Below are 19606 nucleotides of genomic sequence, written 5' to 3'. Positions count from 1 at the left end.
CCGCCCCCGTGTCAGGCCGGGGGCGGATGCCTAGGGCTTTTTTGGCCAGGTGGGCACATTGCGGCGGGCGCCGGTGGGCAAGGCCGGTGCGGGCATATCGCCCCATTGGCCCTGGCCGGGAGAGGTGTCCGACGGCTTGGGTGATTGCCCTTGTTCTGGCGGGCTGGCCGGTGGCGAGTGCTCCTGGCGGCGATGGCGCAGGGCAAATTCGGCCACGGCCTCGATATCCTCTTCGCCAATTTCATCTGCGCCACGCCATGCCGCGTGAGCCCTGGCGCCGCGCAACCAGACCAGGTCGGCGCGCAACCCATCGACACCGGCGGCAAAGCAGCGCTCGGTAATCCGCGCCAGGGCCTGGTCGTCCATCGCGATGCCGCCCAAGCGTGCCCGCGCGGCCGTGCACCGTTCACGCAAGGCTGCCTGCGGCGCGGCCCACTGCGCGCAGAACGCCACCGGGTCGCTGTCGAAATCCAGGCGACGGCGGATAATTTGCCCGCGCTCGGCCGGCAACGTCTGCCCGCCCAGCGCCACATTGAAACCGAAGCGGTCGAGCAGTTGCGGGCGCAACTCACCCTCCTCCGGGTTCATGGTGCCGATCAGCACAAAGCGCGCCGCGTGCCGGTGGGAAATACCGTCACGCTCGATCAGGTTGGTGCCGCTGGCAGCGACATCCAGCAGCAGGTCGACCAGGTGATCAGCCAGCAAGTTGACCTCATCGACATACAACACGCCGCCATCGGCCTTGGCCAATACACCGGGGGAAAACTGTGCGCGGCCTTCGCCGAGTGCCGCGTCGAGATCAAGGGTGCCCACCAGGCGCTCCTCGGTGGCGCCCAAGGGCAATGTCACGAACTGGCCGCTGGCCAACAGGTCGGCCAGCCCACGGGCCAGGGTCGACTTGGCCATGCCGCGCGGTCCTTCGATCAGCACACCGCCGATCTTCGGGTCGATGGCAGTCAGGCACAGCGCCAGCTTCAGGTCATCGGCGCCGACCACGGCGGACAGCGGAAAATGGGGAATGTCAGTCATCAGCTGTCTTCTTCTATATCCAGCAACAGGTTTTCCAAGGCCTCACGGTACGCCCCCGGCTCCTGCCACAGGCCGCGCTGCTGGGCTTCGAGCATGCGTTCGGTCATGTCGCGCAGTGCCGCAGGGTTGTGCTGTTGCACAAACGCCCGGGTATCCGGGTCGAGCAGGTAGGCGTCGGCGAGCAAGGCGTATTGATGATCGTCGATCAGCGCGGTAGTGGCATCGAAGGCGAACAGGTTGTCCACCGTCGCCGCCATCTCGAAGGCGCCTTTATAACCATGGCGCTTCACGCCGTCGATCCACTTGGGGTTCGCCGCGCGGGAACGGATCACCCGGTTCAGCTCTTCCTTCAAGGTGCGGATCTTCGGCAGGTCCGGCTGGCTATGGTCGCCATGGTAGCTGGCGGCCTTGTCGCCGCTCAGGGTCTCCACGGCGGCGAGCATGCCGCCCTGGAATTGGTAGTAATCGTTGGAGTCGAGCAGGTCATGCTCGCGGTTGTCCTGATTTTGCAGCACAGCCTGCACCTGGCTCAGGCGTTGGGCAAATTGCCCACGGGCGGCGGTGCCCTCATCGGAACCACCGTAAGCGTAACCGCCCCAGTTCAGATAGACCTCGGCCAGATCCTCGCGGCTTTGCCACAGGCGGCCGTCAATCGCCCCTTGCACGCCCGCGCCATAGGCACCGGGCTTGGCGCCGAAAATACGCCAGCCGGCCTGTTTCGCGGCCGCGTCTTCGTCCAGGCCCGACAAACGCAAGGCTTCGCGCTCGCTGCGCACCTTGGCGGCCAACGGGTTCATGTCATCTGGTTCATCCAGGGCAGCCACCGCTTGCACCGCCGCATCGAACAGGCGGATCAGGTTGGCGAACGCATCGCGGAAAAACCCGGACACGCGCAGCGTCACATCGACACGCGGGCGGTCGAGCAGGCTGATCGGCAGGATTTCAAAGTCGTCCACTCGCTGGCTGCCCGTGGCCCAGACCGGACGCACGCCCATCAGCGCCATGGCCTGAGCGATATCGTCGCCGCCGGTACGCATGGTGGCTGTGCCCCACACCGACAGGCCGAGTTGGCGCAGGTGGTCGCCGTGATCCTGCAAGTGCCGCTCAAGAACCAGGTTGGCCGACTGAAAACCGATACGCCATGCCGTGGTGGTGGGCAGGTTGCGCACGTCGACCGTGAAAAAATTGCGCCCCGTGGGCAGTACATCCAGGCGCCCGCGACTCGGCGCGCCGCTCGGCCCCGCGGGTACGAAACGACCACCCAGGGCGTCCAGCAGGCCGCGCATTTCGGCGGGGCCGCAGGCATCCAGGCGCGGGGCCACGACGCTGCGCAGGCTTTCGATCACCGCGTTCACATCCTCCCAACCGGGCGCTTGCAACTGCTCCACCGGGCCTTCCAGCGCCTGTTCGATCAAGCGCGCGGCGTACAACTCCAGGCGCTCGCGAGTATCACCGGCGGTACGCCACAGTTGCGTATCGATCTTTTGCAACACGCCCGGGCGGCGTCCGGTCCAGGGCTCGGCCAGGGCGCAGTCCAGCGGGTCGAAGCCCAGCTCGAACGCCTTGGCCAACACCCGCAGCACGCTCGATTGCGGGCCACGGCCATCCCCACGGGGAATACGCAGCAAGGCCAGCAAGGTATCAATGCGCAGACGGCCTTGGGGCGACTCGCCAAAGATATGCAGGCCGTCGCGGATCTGCGACTCCTTCAAGTCACACAGGTAGGTGTCCAGGCGCGGCAGCCAGATGGCGGCATCGGCATCGGCGTCGCCGTCCAGTTCAAGCTCCTGGTCGATACGGGTTTCGCGCACCAGCTTGAGAATGTCTTTTTGCAGCTCACGGGCGCGGCGCGGGTCGAGCAATTGAGCTTCGTAGTACTCGTCCGCCAACAGCTCCAGGTTACGCAGCGGGCCATAGGTTTCGGCGCGGGTCAGCGGCGGCATCAGGTGGTCGATGATCACCGCCTGGGTGCGCCGCTTGGCCTGGGCGCCCTCGCCCGGATCGTTGACGATAAACGGGTAGATATTCGGCAGCGGCCCCAGCAGCACGTCGGGCCAGCAGTTTTCCGACAAGCCCACGCCCTTGCCCGGCAGCCACTCGAGGTTACCGTGCTTGCCCACGTGAATCACGCCATGGGCGCCGTAGGTGTGGCGCAACCAAAAATAGAACGCCAGGTAACCATGCGGCGGCACCAGGTCCGGGTCGTGGTACACCGCACTGGCATCCACCTGGTAACCCCGCGCCGGTTGAATGCCGACAAAAGTCAGGCCCAGGCGCAGCCCGGCAATCATCAGGCGGCCATCCCGAAACATCGGGTCGTTGTGGGGCGTACCCCAGCGCTCCAGCACGGCCTGGCGATTGGCCTCGGGCAAGCGCAGGAACATCGCCTCGTAGTCATCCAGGCCCAGGCTTTGATGGCAAGGGCGCAGGTCAAGGCTGTCCAGATCATTGGTGACGCCACCGAGCAGCTCATGGATCAATGCCGTGCCGCTGTCCGGCAATGCATCCGGCAGCGAATACCCTTCGGCTTGCAGCGCCCGCAGGATATTCAGCGCCGCCGCCGGGGTGTCCAGGCCCACACCGTTGCCGATGCGCCCGTCGCGGGTCGGGTAATTGGCAAGGATCAGCGCGATGCGCTTGTCTGCATTCGGTACCCGCGCCAACTCGACCCAGCGCCGTGCCAGTTCGGCGACAAAATCCATGCGCTCGGGCGCTGCGCGGTAGCACACCACGTCAGACTGGCTGCGCTCGCTGCGCCAGGCCAGGTCTTTGAAGCTGATGGGGCGGCTGATGATGCGCCCATCCAGCTCCGGCAAAGCGATGTGCATGGCCAAATCGCGCGGGCCCAGGCCCTGTTCGCTGGCCTGCCAGCCGGGCCTGTTGTCTTGGGCGCAAATGGCCTGGATCACCGGGATATTGCGGCGAAACGGGCGCAGGTGCGGAGCTTCGGGGCTTGATTGAGCAAAGCCGGTGGTATTGAGAATCAGCGCCGCGCCGACCTCGTCCAGCAGGTCCTCGACCACCGTCAGGCAACCGGGCTCTTTCAGGCTGGCCACCGCCATCGGCAACGGGTTCAGGCCCGCCACCTGCAAGCGTTGGCAGAACACGTCGATAAAACCGGTATTCGCCGCCTGCAAATGCGAACGGTAGAACAACACCGCGACCACGGGCCGTTCGGCATGCCAATCGGCCTGCCAGTCATTGAGCCGGGCGTTGGCTTTACGCGGGTGATAGATCGCGGTGCGCGCCAGGGGTTGCGGCTCGGCCCACGGGTAATCACGGCCCAGATAACCGCTGGCCAGGCAGCGATAGAAATCCAGCGCATTGCCCAAGCCGCCCTGACGCAGAAATTGCCACAGGCGCTCGCGTTGCTCGGCGTTGACCGTGCTGAGACCACTGAGTTCGGGGTCGGGACGATCATCGCCCGGCACCAGGATCAGCGTGACGCCGCGCTCGGCCAACGCCACCAGACGTTCGATGCCGTAACGCCAATAAGCGATGCCGCCATGCAACGAAATCAGGATGACCTTGGCGTGGCGCAGCACTTCGTCAACGTAGAGGTCGACCGAGGCGTGGTTCTGCACCTGCATCGGGTTGGCCAGGCGCAGGCTGGGGTAATCCTCGGGCAGTTGCTGCGCCGCTTCGGCCAGCAGCGCCAGGCTCGAATCGCCGCTACACAGGATCACCAGTTCGGCGGGGGTTTGACCAAGGTCGGCAATATTGTCGTCCGCGACGAAACCACCGGGCTGAGTCCTGAGCAGGTGCATGGGTTAAGCGCTGAGCGCGGCGCGCAATTGCGCTTCAAGGGCGGCGGCATCCAGCTCCTGGCCGATCAGCACCAGGCGCGTAATGCGCGCTTCGTCTGCGCCCCAGGCGCGGTCGAAATGCTTGTCAAAACGCGTGCCCACGCCCTGGATCAGCAGGCGCATCGGCTTGTTGGGGATCGCGGCGAACCCTTTGATGCGCAGGATGCCGTGTTGCACCACCAGTTGGGTCAGGGCGTCGAGCAGCAGCGCTTCGTCGGCTTGCGGCAGGTCGATGGAGATCGAATCAAACGCATCGTGGTCGTGATCGTCTTCGCCTTCATGGTGGTGATCGTGATGGCTGTGGCGACCATCGATGTGCTCCTCGGAGCCGGCACCCAGGCCGATCAGCACGTCGAGCGGCAGGCGACCGCTGCTCGCTTCAATGACCTTGACGGCCGGCGGCAGCTCTTCGGCGACTTCCAGGCGCACGCGGGCCAGGTCTTCAGGGCTGATCAGGTCGCACTTGTTGAGGATGACCAAGTCGGCGCTGGCCAGTTGGTCGGCGAACAGCTCGTGCAGCGGCGACTCGTGGTCCAGGTTCGGGTCGAGTTTGCGCTGGGCGTCGACCTGGTCCGGGAACGCGGCAAAGGTGCCGGCGGCCACGGCCGGGCTGTCGACCACGGTGATCACCGCGTCAACCGTGCAGGCGCTGCGGATTTCCGGCCACTGGAACGCTTGCACCAGCGGTTTTGGCAGGGCCAGGCCCGAGGTTTCGATGAGGATATGGTCGAGGTCGCCACGACGGGCCACCAGTTCGCGCATCACCGGGAAGAACTCTTCCTGCACCGTGCAGCACAGGCAGCCGTTGGCCAATTCGTAGACACGGCCGTTGGCTTCTTCTTCGGTGCAACCGATGGAGCACTGCTTGAGGATTTCACCGTCGATACCCAGCTCGCCGAATTCGTTGACGATCACCGCGATACGACGGCCCTGGGCGTTGTCGAGCATATGGCGCAGCAAGGTGGTTTTGCCCGAGCCGAGGAAGCCGGTAACGATGGTGACGGGAAGTTTGGCCAGTGTTTTCATCGGATGCCCTTTTGGGGCGGGCATACGGGACGATTGGCCCTGCGACAGCGCGCAGCAGCGGATTTCGTCACCGGATCACCCCGCCCGGTTGAATTGGAAAATCGGTTGCGAGGCAGGTCTCCTGGCTTGGGGCTTGCGGGCCGTACGACCGGCGCCGGCTGCGCCTTCCCGCCTGATCGGCAGTGGCATGGCAGTCGGTAAACCCTTCACAGTTGCGGGGGCAGCCGCGGCTTGAACCGCGTTCCCTTCTTAGCTTCGGCCTGGGCCGAAGAACCTCGAAGGGTGCAAGGCTACAGGGGCTCGGTCAATTTGACTACCGCCGCTCTGCATGCTTTCCTACAAGCCTTGTTTCGGGTGCCCTTCACAGGGTGAAACGGGAAACCGGTACTTCATATCCGTATGGCAAGTCCGGTGCTGCCCCCGCAACGGTAAGCGAGCGAAGCGTCAGATCCACTGTGCCTGTACGGCATGGGAAGGCGATGCTTTATAGACCCAGTGTCCCTCGCAAGCCCGGAGACCGGCCCGAAAACTTCAGATAACAAACCCGCGGTGGGCGGGCGCTGTTCAGAACCCTGTGGGCCTGGCTCGCGGGGTTTTCATGCGCTCGTTTCACCCTGACACCTGAAAGGGACGCGCCATGTCGATCATCAGCAGCACCTCGCACACCGCCAGCAGCACCTCCACCCTGAGCCAACGCCTGAGCGCCGCTATCGGCGCGTCGATCCTCGGTGCGTGCCTGGTGTATTTCGCCGGTTTCTCGCACATTGAGGCGGTGCACAACGCTGCCCACGATACCCGCCACAGCGCCGCGTTCCCGTGCCATTGAGACCTGCCGACATGATCAAGCGTATTGCGCAAACCGCAGGGTTCAGCGGCCTGTTGGCCGCCCTGCTGCTGACCCTGCTGCAAAGCTTCTGGGTTGCCCCGCTGATTCTGCAGGCGGAAACCTTTGAAAAAGCCCCGGCCGCCACAGAGGTTGTGCATGAGCACGCCGCCGGCGCTGCCGCGCACACCCATGACGCCGAAGCCTGGGAGCCGGAAGACGGCTGGCAGCGCGTGCTCTCGACCACGGGCGCCAACCTGGTGGTAGCCGTCGGTTTTGCGCTGATGCTGGCTGGCCTTTACACCTTGCGCACGCCGACTCGCACCGCCCAAGGCCTGCTGTGGGGCTTGGCGGGTTACGCGACCTTTGTGCTGGCGCCAACCCTCGGCCTGCCACCGGAGTTGCCGGGCACTGCCGCCGCTGACTTGGCGCTACGCCAGGCATGGTGGATCGGCACCGCCGCCTCCACCGCCGCCGGTATTGCGCTGATCGTTTTCGGCCGCAATGGGCTGCTCAAAGTGCTGGGCGCAGCCATCCTCGCGGTGCCGCACATACTCGGCGCGCCGCAGCCGCTAGTGCATTCAATGCTCGCGCCGCAAGCCCTGGAGGCGCAGTTCAAGATCGCCTCGCAGCTGACCAATATGGCGTTCTGGCTGGCCCTGGGCCTGATCAGCGCCTGGCTGTTCCGTCGCAACCGCGATGATCGCTACTCGGCATGACCTACGTGGTCGGCCTGGGCTGCCAGCGCGGTTGTGATGCAGCCACCCTGTTGGGCCTGTTTGATGCGGCCCTCGCCGAGGGCGGCGTCGAGCGTCACCGTGTCATGGCACTGGCCAGCATCGACCGTAAACAAAACGAGCCGGGGCTACTCGCCCTGGCCCGATGGCTCGACCTGCCCTTGCGGTGCTTCAGCGCCGGGCAACTGGCCGTTTATGAAGCGCGGCTGAGCCATAAATCCGCAGTTGCCTTCGCCCATACCGGCTGTTACGGCATCGCCGAAAGCGCCGCCCTGGCCCTGGCCGAACAGCTCTGCGGCGGCCCTGCCCGCTTGTTGATCACCCGCCGGAAAACCGCCCAGGCCACCTTTGCGTTGGCCTGCGCCGGCTAAAATCCCGATAATCGCGCTTTCCGATCATGAGCATCCTTCATGCTCGCCCGTTTTTCGACAGGAACTCTCCATGACCGTCTACTTCATCGGCGCCGGCCCCGGCGACCCGGAATTGATTACCATCAAGGGCCAACGGTTGATCCGCAGTTGCCCGGTGATCATTTACGCCGGCTCCCTGGTGCCCGCAGCGGTATTGGACGGCCATCAGGCGGAACAGGTGGTCAACAGCGCCGAATTGCACCTGGAGCAAATCATCGACCTGATCAAGGCCGCCCATGCCAAAGGCCAGGACGTGGCACGTGTGCATTCCGGCGACCCGAGCCTGTACGGCGCGATTGGCGAGCAAATCCGCCAGTTGCGCGAATGGGACATTCCCTTCCAGATCATCCCCGGCGTCACCGCAGTGGCGGCCTGCGCTGCGTTGCTGGAGGCCGAATTGACCCTGCCGGACATCGCCCAAAGCGTGATCCTGACGCGCTACGCCGATAAAACCAGCATGCCGGTCGGCGAAGACTTCGACAGCCTGGCCCGCCACGGCACGACCATGGCGATTCACCTGGGGGTCAATCATCTGGAAAAGATCGTCACCGAGCTGTTGCCGCATTACGGCGCGGATTGCCCGATTGCCGTGGTGCACCGCGCGACGTGGCCGGACCAGGATTGGGCGGTCGGCACGCTCGCTGATATCGCCGGCAAAGTCGCCGCCAAGGGCTTTCGGCGCACGGCGCTGATTGTGGTGGGTCGGGTGCTGGCCAATGACAGTTTCAGCGAGTCATCGCTGTATCGGGCTGGGCATGCGCATCTTTATCGACCTTAGCTTTTTTACCAGATGCGTGTATCAGCCAGCGGTCGAGGCGACTGAGGCACCGCTATCGGAAGCAAGCCCCACACCTAATCTTCCGTCTGAGATAAACAACGTAACCCACTGAATTAAAAGTATAAAAAACGGCGCTCACGGGGCGCCGTTTTTTATTTTCGCAGTGAACGCCTTACTCAGTAGTAGGCGTTTTCTTTCTGCGTATGGTCGGTCACGTCACGTACACCCTTGAGCTCCGGAATACGCTCGAGCAAGGTGCGCTCGATGCCTTCACGCAAGGTCACGTCGGCCTGGCCGCAGCCTTGGCAGCCGCCGCCGAACTTGAGGACAGCGATGCCGTCTTCGACGACGTCGATCAAGCTGACCTGGCCGCCGTGGCTGGCAAGCCCCGGGTTGATCTCGGTCTGCAGGTAGTAGTTGATGCGCTCGTTGACCGGGCTGTCGGCGTTGACATTCGGCACCTTGGCGTTGGGCGCCTTGATGGTCAACTGGCCGCCCATACGGTCGGTGGCGTAGTCGACCACGGCGTCATCAAGGAAGGCTTCGCTGAAGCTGTCGATGTACGCGGTGAAGCTTTTCAGCCCCAGGGCGGTGTCTTCAGGCTTCTCTTCACCAGGCTTGCAGTAGGCAATGCAGGTCTCGGCGTACTGGGTGCCGGGCTGGGTGATGAAGACGCGGATACCGATTCCTGGGGTGTTCTGCTTGGACAGCAGGTCGGCCAGATAATCGTGGGCGGCGTCGGTAATGGTTATGGCAGTCATGGAAACTCCTCACAGGCTTGCCGGCAGTTTACGCCAAAATATTACGCAGGTACAAAGTCCGAGTATTTTTGTCGGAAAAGCGTCGACCTGCCTGTCAGAGGTTTTCATAACGATTCATGTCCAACACCCCCTCTTCCACAGGCGTTGTCTCGCGGATGTACTGCGACAAATCATGGAAATACTGCCAGAACAGCGGATGGCTGCGGCGCACGCCCCAACGATCAACGATGGCTTCGAACTGCTTGGCGTCCTTGGCCTGTTCCATCTGCGCAACGAATGCAGGCACTTCCCGGGCCGGGATATTGAACATGAAGTTGGGGTAGCTGCTGAGCACGCCCGGGTAAACGGTCAAGGTATCCAGGCCCGACTGATAGCGATAGGCCTCACCCAGCAGGAACGCCACGTTACTGTGGGCACGGTTGCGCAGCAGGCTGTAGACCATGCGCTGGCCGCTGGCGGTCTCGATACGCAACATCGTCGCTTCGGGCAATTGATCGATCACCTTGAGCCCCGCCGCCGGGCGCGAGGTCAGGCGACTGAGGGCCTGTTCCACATCCTGCAACGTCGCGGAGATACCGTTGCGTGAGCAATAGGCGCCCGCGCAACGGTTGATCGGGTCCGGGCTGGCATTCAAATCGCCGTAACGGGTGAGCAACTGGTTGGCAAAGTCGCGCTTGGGGTCTTTTTCATCCAGGTGCAGACCGCTCGGCTTGTCGTCGTCGATGGCTTCGTAGTCCAGCCAGAGTTTGATCTTGCCGCTGTTCTGGTACCAGTCGTCCATAAACCCGTCGCGGGTGTCGGCAGGCATCAGGCGCAGGAAGTTCTGCTCCGCGCCGTTGCGGATCAGGTCGAAGTACAGGCGGGTCTGGGCCTGGTGCGAGACGTTGCCGAACACATCGAAATTCACCGCCAACTGATAATAGGTGCGCTCCAACAGGGGGTAATCGAATAACCACATCGTCTGCGGCACTTCGCCGATCAGGCCCTTGGTCACCGACGCGCTGTCAAAGTGACGGAAGATGCTCAGCAAGGCACTGTCGTTACCCGCCCACAGGCTTGACCAACTCGGCGGTGGCAAATCGGCGTAACTGTCGCGGCGCAGCGCTTCATATTCGTTGCGCTTGTCGCGGTAGGCCAGCCACAGGCTCAGCACGCTGCCCACGTCGTCGTTTTGCCCCGGCATGGCCAACAACGGCGTCGCCTGGCCGCGATACCGCGCATCGGTGATATACAAATCATGGTCAGGGTCTTGGAACAGCGCCCAGAAATTGTCGCGGATCACGTCCGTGGCGATCTGCCCCCGGCACACCGGCCCGCGAATGAAGGTGCGCACGAAATATTCGGCGTTATCCAGCATGAACTGGTAACGGGCCTTGGCCGGGATAGCTTCGAACGTGTCGAACGGGTTGGCCCGACGCCCCGGCCCATAGCCCGGCAAGGCGCTGACCTGCCAGTTGCCGGCGTAGAACAGCGCCTTGATGCGCGCCATCTTCTGCGCACTGAACGGGTAAGTGATGTGGGTTTTATGCACGATCACGCCCTGCACCGGCCACAGGCGGTAATACACGCGGGTGCCGGGGTCGTCATTCGGACGGCGGGTATTGATCAAGTCGATCGGCTGCCCGCTTGGCGTACGCGAGCGCACCCACTGGAAGAAATGCCCCGGCTCGCCGCCCTCAAAGTAGAGATGGGCGAGAAACAAATGCTCGTACAGCCAGCGCGCCACCAGGCTTTCACGGGCGCCTGGCTGGTTGAACAGGTTTTCCCACTGCTGCACTTGCAAGGCTTCGCTGGCACTCGGCGCCAGGCCCTGTTCATCGATGGGCGCGCCGGAGGCCAGCCAGCGTTGCAGGGTTTGATATTGCTGGTCAGTCAGGCCGGTGACCGCCAACGGCATGCCTTCTTTGGGATGGCTGCCGGCGTAGGCGTTGAACTCGGCGGGCATGGCGCACGTGTTTTCGCGATTCAAGCCCAGCACGATGTCTTCGGGCAGCTTGGCGTTGGGTTGCAACGGCGCGTTATGGCCCAACTCCAGCATGCGCGCCATCAGCGCGGCCTGGCTGCCCTGGGCGTCGAGCACCGAATAAAAGCCCTTCTGCCGCCACGCCTGTTTGCCGAAGGCGTCATAGAACAAACGGGTAGTCGGCGTGGCCTGGCTACGCTCGCCGTCGTACACCGGGACTTTGCTCGCGCCGCGCGCCGCCCCTTCGGCGCTGCCCAGGTTGAGCTGGCAGGCGGAGTCGTAGCAGGCGTGACAGGCCACGCACTTTTCGGTGAAGATCGGTTGGATATCGCGGGTGTAGGAGATCGCCGGCGCGGGACCTTCAGCCTGGGCAGCGCTGGCAATCAAGGCCAGGAAGGCGCTGACGATAAGACGAAGTGACATGTATCCGGTCCCGATCAATACGTGCGGTAAAAAAGTGGCGGTGATTCTACCGGGCCATGACTCCGCCCAACATGAGCGATATTCATGCAAAACCCGCACATGCCGCAAATCCGCACAGGTTTGCTATGATCCACCCCCTCCGTAATGCCTGACCAGAGTAGTCCCATGTCCGATCGTAGCGCTCGTCTGCAAGCCCTTCACCACGCCCTCAAGGAACGCATCCTGATCCTCGACGGCGGCATGGGCACGATGATCCAGAGCTATAAACTGGAAGAGCACGATTACCGTGGCAAACGCTTCGCCGACTGGCCGAGCGACGTCAAGGGTAACAACGACCTGCTGGTGATCACCCGTCCGGACGTGATCGGCGGCATCGAGAAGGCTTATCTGGATGCCGGCGCCGACATCCTCGAAACCAACACCTTCAATGCCACGCGCATTTCCATGGCCGACTACGGCATGGAAGAGCTGGCCTACGAGCTGAACGTCGAAGGCGCACGCCTGGCACGCAAGATCGCCGACGCCAAGACCGCCGAGAACCCGGCCAAGCCACGCTTCGTCGCCGGCGTGCTCGGCCCGACCAGCCGTACCTGCTCGCTGTCGCCGGATGTGAACAACCCCGGCTACCGCAACGTGACCTTCGATGAGCTGGTGGAAAACTACACCGAAGCCACCAAAGGCCTGATCGAAGGCGGCGCCGACCTGATCCTGATCGAGACCATCTTCGACACCCTCAATGCCAAGGCTGCGATCTTCGCCGTGCAAGGGGTGTTTGAAGCACTGGGCATCGAACTGCCGATCATGATCTCCGGCACCATCACCGACGCCTCCGGCCGTACGCTGTCGGGCCAGACCACCGAAGCGTTCTGGAACTCCGTGGCCCACGCCAAGCCGATCTCGGTCGGTTTGAACTGCGCACTCGGCGCCAGCGAACTGCGCCCTTATCTGGAAGAGCTGTCCAACAAGGCCAACACTCACGTCTCGGCGCACCCCAACGCCGGCCTGCCCAACGAATTCGGCGAGTACGACGAACTGCCGTCGCAAACCGCCAAGGTCATCGAAGAGTTCGCCCAGAGCGGCTTCCTGAACATTGTCGGCGGCTGCTGCGGCACCACCCCAGGCCACATCGAAGCCATCGCCAAGGCCGTGGCCGGTTATGCCCCGCGCCCGATCCCGGACATTCCCAAGGCCTGCCGCCTGTCGGGCCTGGAGCCGTTCACCATCGATCGCAGCTCGCTGTTCGTCAACGTCGGCGAGCGCACCAACATCACCGGTTCCGCCAAGTTCGCCCGCCTGATTCGCGAGGACAACTACACCGAAGCCCTGGAAGTCGCGCTGCAGCAGGTTGAAGCCGGCGCCCAGGTGATCGACATCAACATGGACGAGGGCATGCTCGATTCGAAGAAGGCCATGGTGACCTTCCTCAATCTGATCGCCGGCGAGCCGGATATCTCCCGCGTGCCGATCATGATCGACTCCTCCAAGTGGGACGTGATCGAAGCCGGCCTCAAGTGCATCCAGGGCAAGGGCATCGTCAACTCCATCAGCATGAAGGAAGGCGTGGAGCAGTTCATTCACCATGCCAAGCTATGCAAGCGCTACGGCGCCGCGGTGGTGGTGATGGCCTTCGACGAAGCCGGCCAGGCCGACACCGAAGCACGCAAGAAAGAGATCTGCAAACGCTCCTACGACATCCTGGTGAATGAAGTCGGCTTCCCGCCGGAAGACATCATCTTCGACCCGAACATCTTTGCGGTCGCCACAGGCATCGAGGAGCACAACAACTACGCCGTCGACTTCATCAACGCTTGCGCCTATATCCGTGACGAACTGCCGTACGCGCTGACCTCGGGCGGCGTGTCCAACGTGTCGTTCTCGTTCCGCGGCAACAACCCGGTGCGCGAGGCGATCCACTCGGTGTTCCTGCTGTACGCCATTCGCAACGGCCTGACCATGGGCATCGTCAACGCCGGCCAGCTGGAGATCTACGACCAGATCCCGGCCGAGCTGCGCGACGCGGTGGAAGACGTGGTGCTCAACCGCACCCCGGACGGCACCGACGCCCTGCTCGCCATCGCCGACAAGTACAAGGGCGACGGCAGCGTCAAGGAAGCCGAAACCGAAGAATGGCGTGGCTGGCCGGTGAACAAGCGCCTGGAACACGCGCTGGTCAAGGGCATCACCACGCATATCGTCGAGGACACCGAGGAGTCGCGGCTGTCGTTCGCGCGCCCGATCGAAGTGATCGAAGGTCCGCTGATGTCCGGCATGAACATCGTCGGCGACCTGTTCGGCGCCGGCAAAATGTTCCTGCCGCAGGTGGTCAAATCCGCCCGTGTCATGAAACAGGCCGTGGCCCATCTGATCCCGTTCATCGAACTGGAAAAAGGCGACAAGCCGCAGGCCAAGGGCAAAATCCTGATGGCCACGGTAAAGGGTGACGTACACGACATCGGCAAGAACATCGTCGGCGTGGTGCTCGGTTGCAACGGTTATGACATCGTCGATTTGGGCGTGATGGTACCGGCGGAGAAGATCCTGCAAGTCGCCAAAGAGCAGAAGTGCGACATTATCGGCCTGTCCGGGCTGATTACGCCGTCCCTGGACGAGATGGTGCACGTGGCCCGTGAGATGCAGCGCCAGGATTTCCACCTGCCGCTGATGATCGGCGGCGCGACCACCTCCAAGGCGCACACGGCGGTGAAGATCGAGCCCAAGTACAGCAACGATGCGGTGATCTACGTCACCGACGCCTCGCGCGCAGTGGGCGTGGCCACGCAGTTGCTGTCCAAGGAACTGAAGGCCGGCTTCGTCGAGAAAACCCGCCTGGAATACATCGACGTACGCGAGCGCACCTCCAACCGCAGCGCCCGCACCGAACGCCTGAGTTACCCGGCGGCCATCGCCAAAAAGCCGCAGTTCGACTGGAGCAGCTATACCCCGGTTGTGCCGACGTTTACCGGCGCCAAGGTGCTGGACAACATCGACCTCAACGTTCTGGCCGAGTACATCGACTGGACACCGTTCTTTATCTCCTGGGACCTGGCCGGTAAATTCCCGCGCATCCTCACTGACGAAGTGGTGGGTGAAGCCGCCACCGCGCTGTATGCCGACGCCCGCGAAATGCTGCGCAAGCTGATCGATGAAAAGCTGATCAGCGCACGTGCCGTGTTCGGTTTCTGGCCGACCAACCAGGTGCGGGACGATGACCTGGAAGTCTACGGTGACGACGGCCAGCCGATTGCCAGGCTGCACCACCTGCGCCAACAGATCATCAAGACCGACGGCAAACCGAACTTCTCCCTGGCCGACTTCGTCGCGCCCAAGGACAGCGGCATCACCGACTACATCGGTGGTTTCATTACCACCGCCGGCATCGGCGCCGAGGCAGTGGCCAAGGCTTACCAGGACGCGGGCGACGACTACAACTCGATCATGGTCAAGGCCCTCGCCGACCGCCTGGCCGAAGCCTGCGCCGAATGGTTGCACCAGCAAGTGCGTAAAGATTACTGGGGCTACGCCAAAGACGAGCAGCTGGATAACGAGGCGCTGATCAAAGAGCAATACAGCGGCATCCGCCCTGCCCCCGGTTACCCGGCGTGTCCGGATCACACCGAGAAGGCCCAGCTGTTCCAATTGCTCGACCCCGAGGCCCGCGAAATGCAGGCCGGTCGCAGCGGTGTGTTCCTGACCGAACACTACGCGATGTTCCCGGCGGCGGCGGTGAGCGGCTGGTACTTCGCCCACCCGCAGGCGCAGTACTTTGCGGTGGGTAAAGTCGACAAAGACCAAGTCACGAGCTACACCGCGCGCAAAGGCCAGGACCTGGCCGTGACCGAGCGCTGGCTGGCGCCCAACCTGGGCTACGACAACTAAGCCCGCCAGGATTGTCTATGCTGTCCCTCACACACCGGGTGTCGAGGGACTTATGGACGATCCAGTCAATAACAAACCGCCTTCCTTCTGGCAGATGCTGCACAGCGTGGTGGCCGCCGCCTTCGGCGTGCAAAGCGGCAAGAACCGCGCCCGCGACTTTACCCACGGCAAGCCCAGCCACTTTGTGATGCTGGGCATTCTATTCACGGGGGTGTTTGCCCTGACGCTATTCGGTATCGTCAAACTGGTGCTGCACCTGGCCGGGGTTTAAGGCACACAGGCGCACGCTTAACGCATCAACAATTCCAAGCCGAACGGGTAACGATAACCCTCGGGCTTGGCCTGCGCCGAAAGCGCCTTGAAGTTCACGCGATAGTGGTGTTTGGCCTGGAGTTCAAGCAGCTGTCGCGCCTGGGCCGGGTCTATCAGTTCGAACAGCGCCACCTGCGGTTCGTGGTCCCGATGACGGCGGATATCTATGCCCTTGGCATCATCGTTGATCAGCACCATGGCCCACCCGCCCAGGGTGAAATGCCCGGCGACCAGGCTCGACAAGCGCCCGTCCAGGCGCGCCTGCAGGATCTGCGGCGAGCTGTTGACCGCGCTGAACAGGACGTCCTTGCCCGGCGATCGCCCGCTGTCCTCAAGCGCTTGCATGGCACCCAGCGCCATCTGGTCATTGGCAGACCACACCAGCGTGGTCTGCGGATAGCGCTTGAACAGCTGCGTGGCCTGCTCAAAGGCGCGTTCGCGGGTCCACTCGCCGTAAACCAACTGGCGCAGTCGCACCTGGGGATGTTCGGCCAGCGCCCGGCGCAAGCCCTGCTCGCGCAGCTGCGCGCCCGGCGTGGTCTTGACCCCGGAAAACGCCAACAGGTCGAGGGATTCGCCCGGTGCAATGGGGCCGTGCTGACGCAACAGGTCAACGAGCATCAGGTAGCCGGCCCGTTCGTCATCGGCGACCAGGCTGCCGATCACATCAATGCCGCTTTGGGCGCCCAACAGGTGCGCCTGGTCGGCCGTCAGCGTGCTGTTGACCATCAGCAACTTCACCCCGCTGCCCTGCGCCATGCGCAGGACCTGGGGCGCCACGTATTGCTCATTGACCAGCACCAGGTAATCGGGCCGCCGGCCGCCTTGAAGAGCTTCACGCGCCTGGCTCAAGGTGTTCTGGTTATCGCGCTCGGCATAACGCACACGCAAATCCAGGCCGAGGTCCTTGGCCGCGGCCTGCATGAACTGCGTGTAGCCGACCCAGAAGGTTTCCGTCGACGTGCCTGGGTTGAGAAACACCACCGATGTCGCATGGGCCATCAACCCGAAGGTCGCTCCCCACAACCCCACAGACGCAATCAGAACCTTCAACATGCTGGCTTGAACCTTCAAAAGAAGCCGCCATGATAGTGGCAATGCGGCTGTCAATCGAGGTTCAGGCAACCCTGCTTATTGATGGCTGACCCAGAACACAGCGGTTCCCACTACCAGGATGATCAAGAACAGGATGGCCCAGGCGTCCACGGTACTGTCGGGTTTACGGGCTTTAGTCGGATTGCTCATCGCATCGCCTCTTGTCGGTTTTATAGGTGATTGCACTAAGACACGAGCACAGTAAAGTCCAGGATTGCCCGCATGACAAATGTGGGTATCGCGATAAACCTTCTCATTAGTCATTTTGGTTATGTGCATATACTCAAACATCACTTTTGCGCATAAACGCAAACTGGTATCGTGCGCCGGCTCCGTTGGGAGTGCGCGGCCGTGCGCGCAGATTTGCCGAGAACAGGACCTATATGTACGTATACGACGAATACGATCAGCGCATCATCGAGGACCGCGTCAAGCAGTTCCGTGATCAGACCCGACGCTATCTGGCAGGTGAACTGAGCGAAGAAGAGTTCCGCCCTCTGCGCCTGCAAAATGGCCTTTATGTGCAGCGCTTTGCGCCGATGCTGCGGGTGGCCGTGCCCTACGGCCAGTTGACTTCGCGCCAGACACGCATGATGGCCAAGATTGCCCGCGACTTCGACAAAGGCTACGCCCACATCAGTACCCGCCAGAACGTGCAGTTCAACTGGCCGGCACTGGAAGATGTGCCGGACATCCTGGCTGAGCTGGCGACCGTGCAGATGCACGCCATTCAGACCAGCGGCAACTGCCTGCGTAACGTGACCACCGACCAATTCGCCGGCGTTGCCGCCGACGAACTGATCGACCCGCGCCCGTGGTGCGAAATCGTCCGTCAATGGACCACCTTCCACCCGGAATTCGCCTACCTGCCGCGCAAGTTCAAGATCGCCATCAACGGCTCGACCTCGGACCGTGCGGCCATCGAAGTCCACGACATCGGCCTGGAGCCGGTGTACAACGCCGCAGGCGAACTGGGCTTCCGTGTGCTGGTGGGTGGCGGCCTGGGCCGTACGCCAGTGGTCGGCGCGTTCATCAACGAGTTTCTGCCATGGCCGGACCTGTTGAGCTACCTCGACGCGATCCTGCGGGTCTACAACCGCTACGGCCGTCGCGACAACAAATACAAGGCCCGGATCAAGATCCTGGTCAAGGCGCTGACCCCCGAGGTGTTCGCCCAGAAGGTAGACGCCGAGATGGAACACCTGCGCGGCGGCCAGACCACCCTGACCGAAGCCGAAGTGCATCGCGTCGCCAAGCATTTCGTCGACCCCGAGTACAAGGCCCTGAGCAACCAGGACGCCGAACTCGCCGCGCTCGACCAACAGCACCCAGGCTTTGCCCGCTGGCGTGTGCGCAACACCCTGGCGCACAAAAAGCCGGGCTATGTGGCCGTGACCCTGTCGCTCAAGCCCACCGGCGTCGCCCCTGGCGATATCACCGACAAGCAACTGGACGCCGTGGCCGACCTGGCCGAACGCTACAGCTTCGGCCAACTGCGCACCTCCCACGAGCAGAACATCATCCTGGCAGACGTTGAGCAGAGCCAACTGTTCACCCTGTGGGGCGAACTGCGTGAAGGCGGCTTCGCCACGCCGAACATCGGCCTGCTGACCGACATCATCTGCTGCCCGGGGGGTGATTTCTGCTCCCTGGCCAACGCCAAGTCGATCCCGATCGCCGAATCGATCCAACGCCGTTTCGACGACTTGGACTACCTGTTCGACATCGGCGAGCTGGACCTGAACATCTCCGGTTGCATGAACGCCTGTGGTCACCACCACGTCGGCCACATCGGCATCCTGGGCGTGGACAAGAAAGGCGAAGAATTCTACCAAGTGTCCCTGGGTGGCAGCGCCAGCCGCGACGCGAGCCTGGGCAAGATCCTCGGCCCGTCCTTCGCCCAGGAAGCCATGCCCGAGGTGATCGGCAAACTGATCGATGTGTACATCGAACAGCGCACCGAAGATGAGCGTTTCATCGATACCTACCAGCGCATCGGCATTGACCTGTTCAAGGAGCGCGTCTATGCAGCGAATCATTAAGAACAACGAAGTCGTCGACGAAACCTGGCACCTGCTGCCCAAGGACGCGAGCTTCGACGGTATTTCCAACTGCGACGACCTGATCGTGCCGTTGGCGCTGTGGCGCGAACACGGCCACGCCCTCAAGGCCCGTGACGGTGGCCTGGGTGTGTGGCTGGACGCGGATGAAGAAGCCGAAGAAATCGGTGATGACGTGCAGCGCTTCCAAGTCATCGCCCTGAACTTCCCGGCCTTTACCGATGGGCGCAACTACTCCAACGCACGCCTGCTGCGTGACCGCTACGGTTACAAAGGCGAGCTGCGTGCGATTGGCGATGTGCTGCGCGACCAACTGTTTTACCTGCGCCGCTGCGGGTTCGATGCCTTCGCCCTGCGCGCCGACAAAGACCCGTACGAAGCGCTGGAAAGCCTCAAGGACTTCTCGGTGACCTATCAGGCCGCAACGGACGAACCGCTGCCACTCTTTCGCCGACGCTGAGTAACAAATGTGCGAGGGGGCTTGCTCCCGATAGCGGTGGTTCAGCT

The 19606-nt window shown here is 62.9% G+C and carries 14 protein-coding genes and 2 riboswitches; of the genes, 8 read left to right on the top strand and 6 right to left on the bottom strand.

Annotated features, from left to right (window positions below; all coding sequences use genetic code 11):
* Positions 1–30: 30 nt before the first annotated feature.
* The 3 genes from AB4N98_RS24730 to cobW are packed head-to-tail and all read right to left on the bottom strand — an operon-like array spanning position 31 to position 5861.
* Entirely contained in the window at positions 31–1029 is a 999-nt protein-coding gene (locus AB4N98_RS24730; RefSeq protein WP_017528550.1) for an ATP-binding protein, read from the bottom strand.
* The gene (gene cobN / locus AB4N98_RS24725) at positions 1029–4796 is read right to left on the bottom strand and encodes a cobaltochelatase subunit CobN (protein ID WP_135196816.1); all 3768 of its coding nucleotides are present in this window, start codon (positions 4794–4796) and stop codon (positions 1029–1031) included. Before cobN ends, AB4N98_RS24730 begins: the two co-directional genes overlap by 1 nt.
* Positions 4797–4799: 3 nt before the next feature.
* Positions 4800–5861, bottom strand: a complete 1062-nt coding sequence (cobW, locus tag AB4N98_RS24720; RefSeq protein ID WP_017528552.1) for a cobalamin biosynthesis protein CobW — start codon at positions 5859–5861, stop codon at positions 4800–4802.
* 94 nt (positions 5862–5955) lie between these two features.
* A riboswitch (cobalamin riboswitch) is annotated at positions 5956–6154 on the bottom strand.
* Between the two features lie 42 nt (positions 6155–6196).
* A riboswitch (cobalamin riboswitch) is annotated at positions 6197–6401 on the top strand.
* 97 nt (positions 6402–6498) lie between these two features.
* Between cobW and AB4N98_RS24715 the strand changes: the two genes are divergently transcribed.
* The 4 genes from AB4N98_RS24715 to cobM all read left to right on the top strand — a co-directional run bounded on the left by AB4N98_RS24715 (position 6499) and on the right by cobM (position 8609).
* Positions 6499–6687: a CbtB domain-containing protein gene (locus AB4N98_RS24715; RefSeq protein ID WP_017528553.1), complete on the top strand. Its 189-nt coding sequence runs from the start codon at positions 6499–6501 to the stop codon at positions 6685–6687.
* Between the two features lie 11 nt (positions 6688–6698).
* Positions 6699–7403, top strand: coding sequence for a CbtA family protein (locus tag AB4N98_RS24710; RefSeq protein WP_017528554.1), 705 nt, complete (start codon positions 6699–6701; stop codon positions 7401–7403).
* Positions 7400–7792 (top strand): cobalamin biosynthesis protein, encoded by a 393-nt coding sequence (locus AB4N98_RS24705; RefSeq protein ID WP_460148965.1) that lies wholly within the window; start codon positions 7400–7402, stop codon positions 7790–7792. The genes AB4N98_RS24710 and AB4N98_RS24705 overlap by 4 nt, the downstream gene beginning before the upstream one ends.
* Positions 7793–7862: 70 nt before the next feature.
* Positions 7863–8609, top strand: coding sequence for a precorrin-4 C(11)-methyltransferase (gene cobM, locus AB4N98_RS24700; protein ID WP_017528556.1), 747 nt, complete (start codon positions 7863–7865; stop codon positions 8607–8609).
* 176 nt (positions 8610–8785) lie between these two features.
* On the opposite strand, the gene nfuA is transcribed toward cobM, so the two are convergent.
* Both nfuA and AB4N98_RS24690 read right to left on the bottom strand, forming a co-directional pair.
* A complete protein-coding gene (gene nfuA, locus AB4N98_RS24695) occupies positions 8786–9370 on the bottom strand; it encodes a Fe-S biogenesis protein NfuA (protein ID WP_017528557.1) in 585 nt (194 codons plus the stop codon).
* A gap of 94 nt (positions 9371–9464) precedes the next feature.
* Positions 9465–11756: a fatty acid cis/trans isomerase gene (locus AB4N98_RS24690; protein WP_068936627.1), complete on the bottom strand. Its 2292-nt coding sequence runs from the start codon at positions 11754–11756 to the stop codon at positions 9465–9467.
* Positions 11757–11921: 165 nt separating this feature from the next.
* Here AB4N98_RS24690 and metH point away from each other — a divergent pair, with 165 nt between their 5' ends.
* Positions 11922–15632: a methionine synthase gene (metH, locus tag AB4N98_RS24685; protein ID WP_135196818.1), complete on the top strand. Its 3711-nt coding sequence runs from the start codon at positions 11922–11924 to the stop codon at positions 15630–15632.
* A gap of 52 nt (positions 15633–15684) precedes the next feature.
* Entirely contained in the window at positions 15685–15903 is a 219-nt protein-coding gene (locus tag AB4N98_RS24680; RefSeq protein ID WP_065878864.1) for a DUF2970 domain-containing protein, read from the top strand.
* A 17-nt stretch (positions 15904–15920) separates the two neighbouring features.
* On the opposite strand, the gene AB4N98_RS24675 is transcribed toward AB4N98_RS24680, so the two are convergent.
* Entirely contained in the window at positions 15921–17000 is a 1080-nt protein-coding gene (locus AB4N98_RS24675; RefSeq protein WP_135196819.1) for an ABC transporter substrate-binding protein, read from the bottom strand.
* A gap of 422 nt (positions 17001–17422) precedes the next feature.
* Here AB4N98_RS24675 and AB4N98_RS24670 point away from each other — a divergent pair, with 422 nt between their 5' ends.
* Together AB4N98_RS24670 and AB4N98_RS24665 are read left to right on the top strand one after the other, a co-directional pair.
* Positions 17423–19081: a nitrite/sulfite reductase gene (locus tag AB4N98_RS24670; protein WP_065878862.1), complete on the top strand. Its 1659-nt coding sequence runs from the start codon at positions 17423–17425 to the stop codon at positions 19079–19081.
* The gene (locus AB4N98_RS24665; RefSeq protein WP_460148964.1) at positions 19065–19559 is read left to right on the top strand and encodes a DUF934 domain-containing protein; all 495 of its coding nucleotides are present in this window, start codon (positions 19065–19067) and stop codon (positions 19557–19559) included. Before AB4N98_RS24670 ends, AB4N98_RS24665 begins: the two co-directional genes overlap by 17 nt.
* Positions 19560–19606 lie beyond the last annotated feature (47 nt).

It is taken from the genome of Pseudomonas sp. S3_E10 (assembly GCF_054667615.1).
Note: the sequence above shows the minus strand (reverse complement) of the source record. Positions and strands in the feature narration are given on the sequence as shown.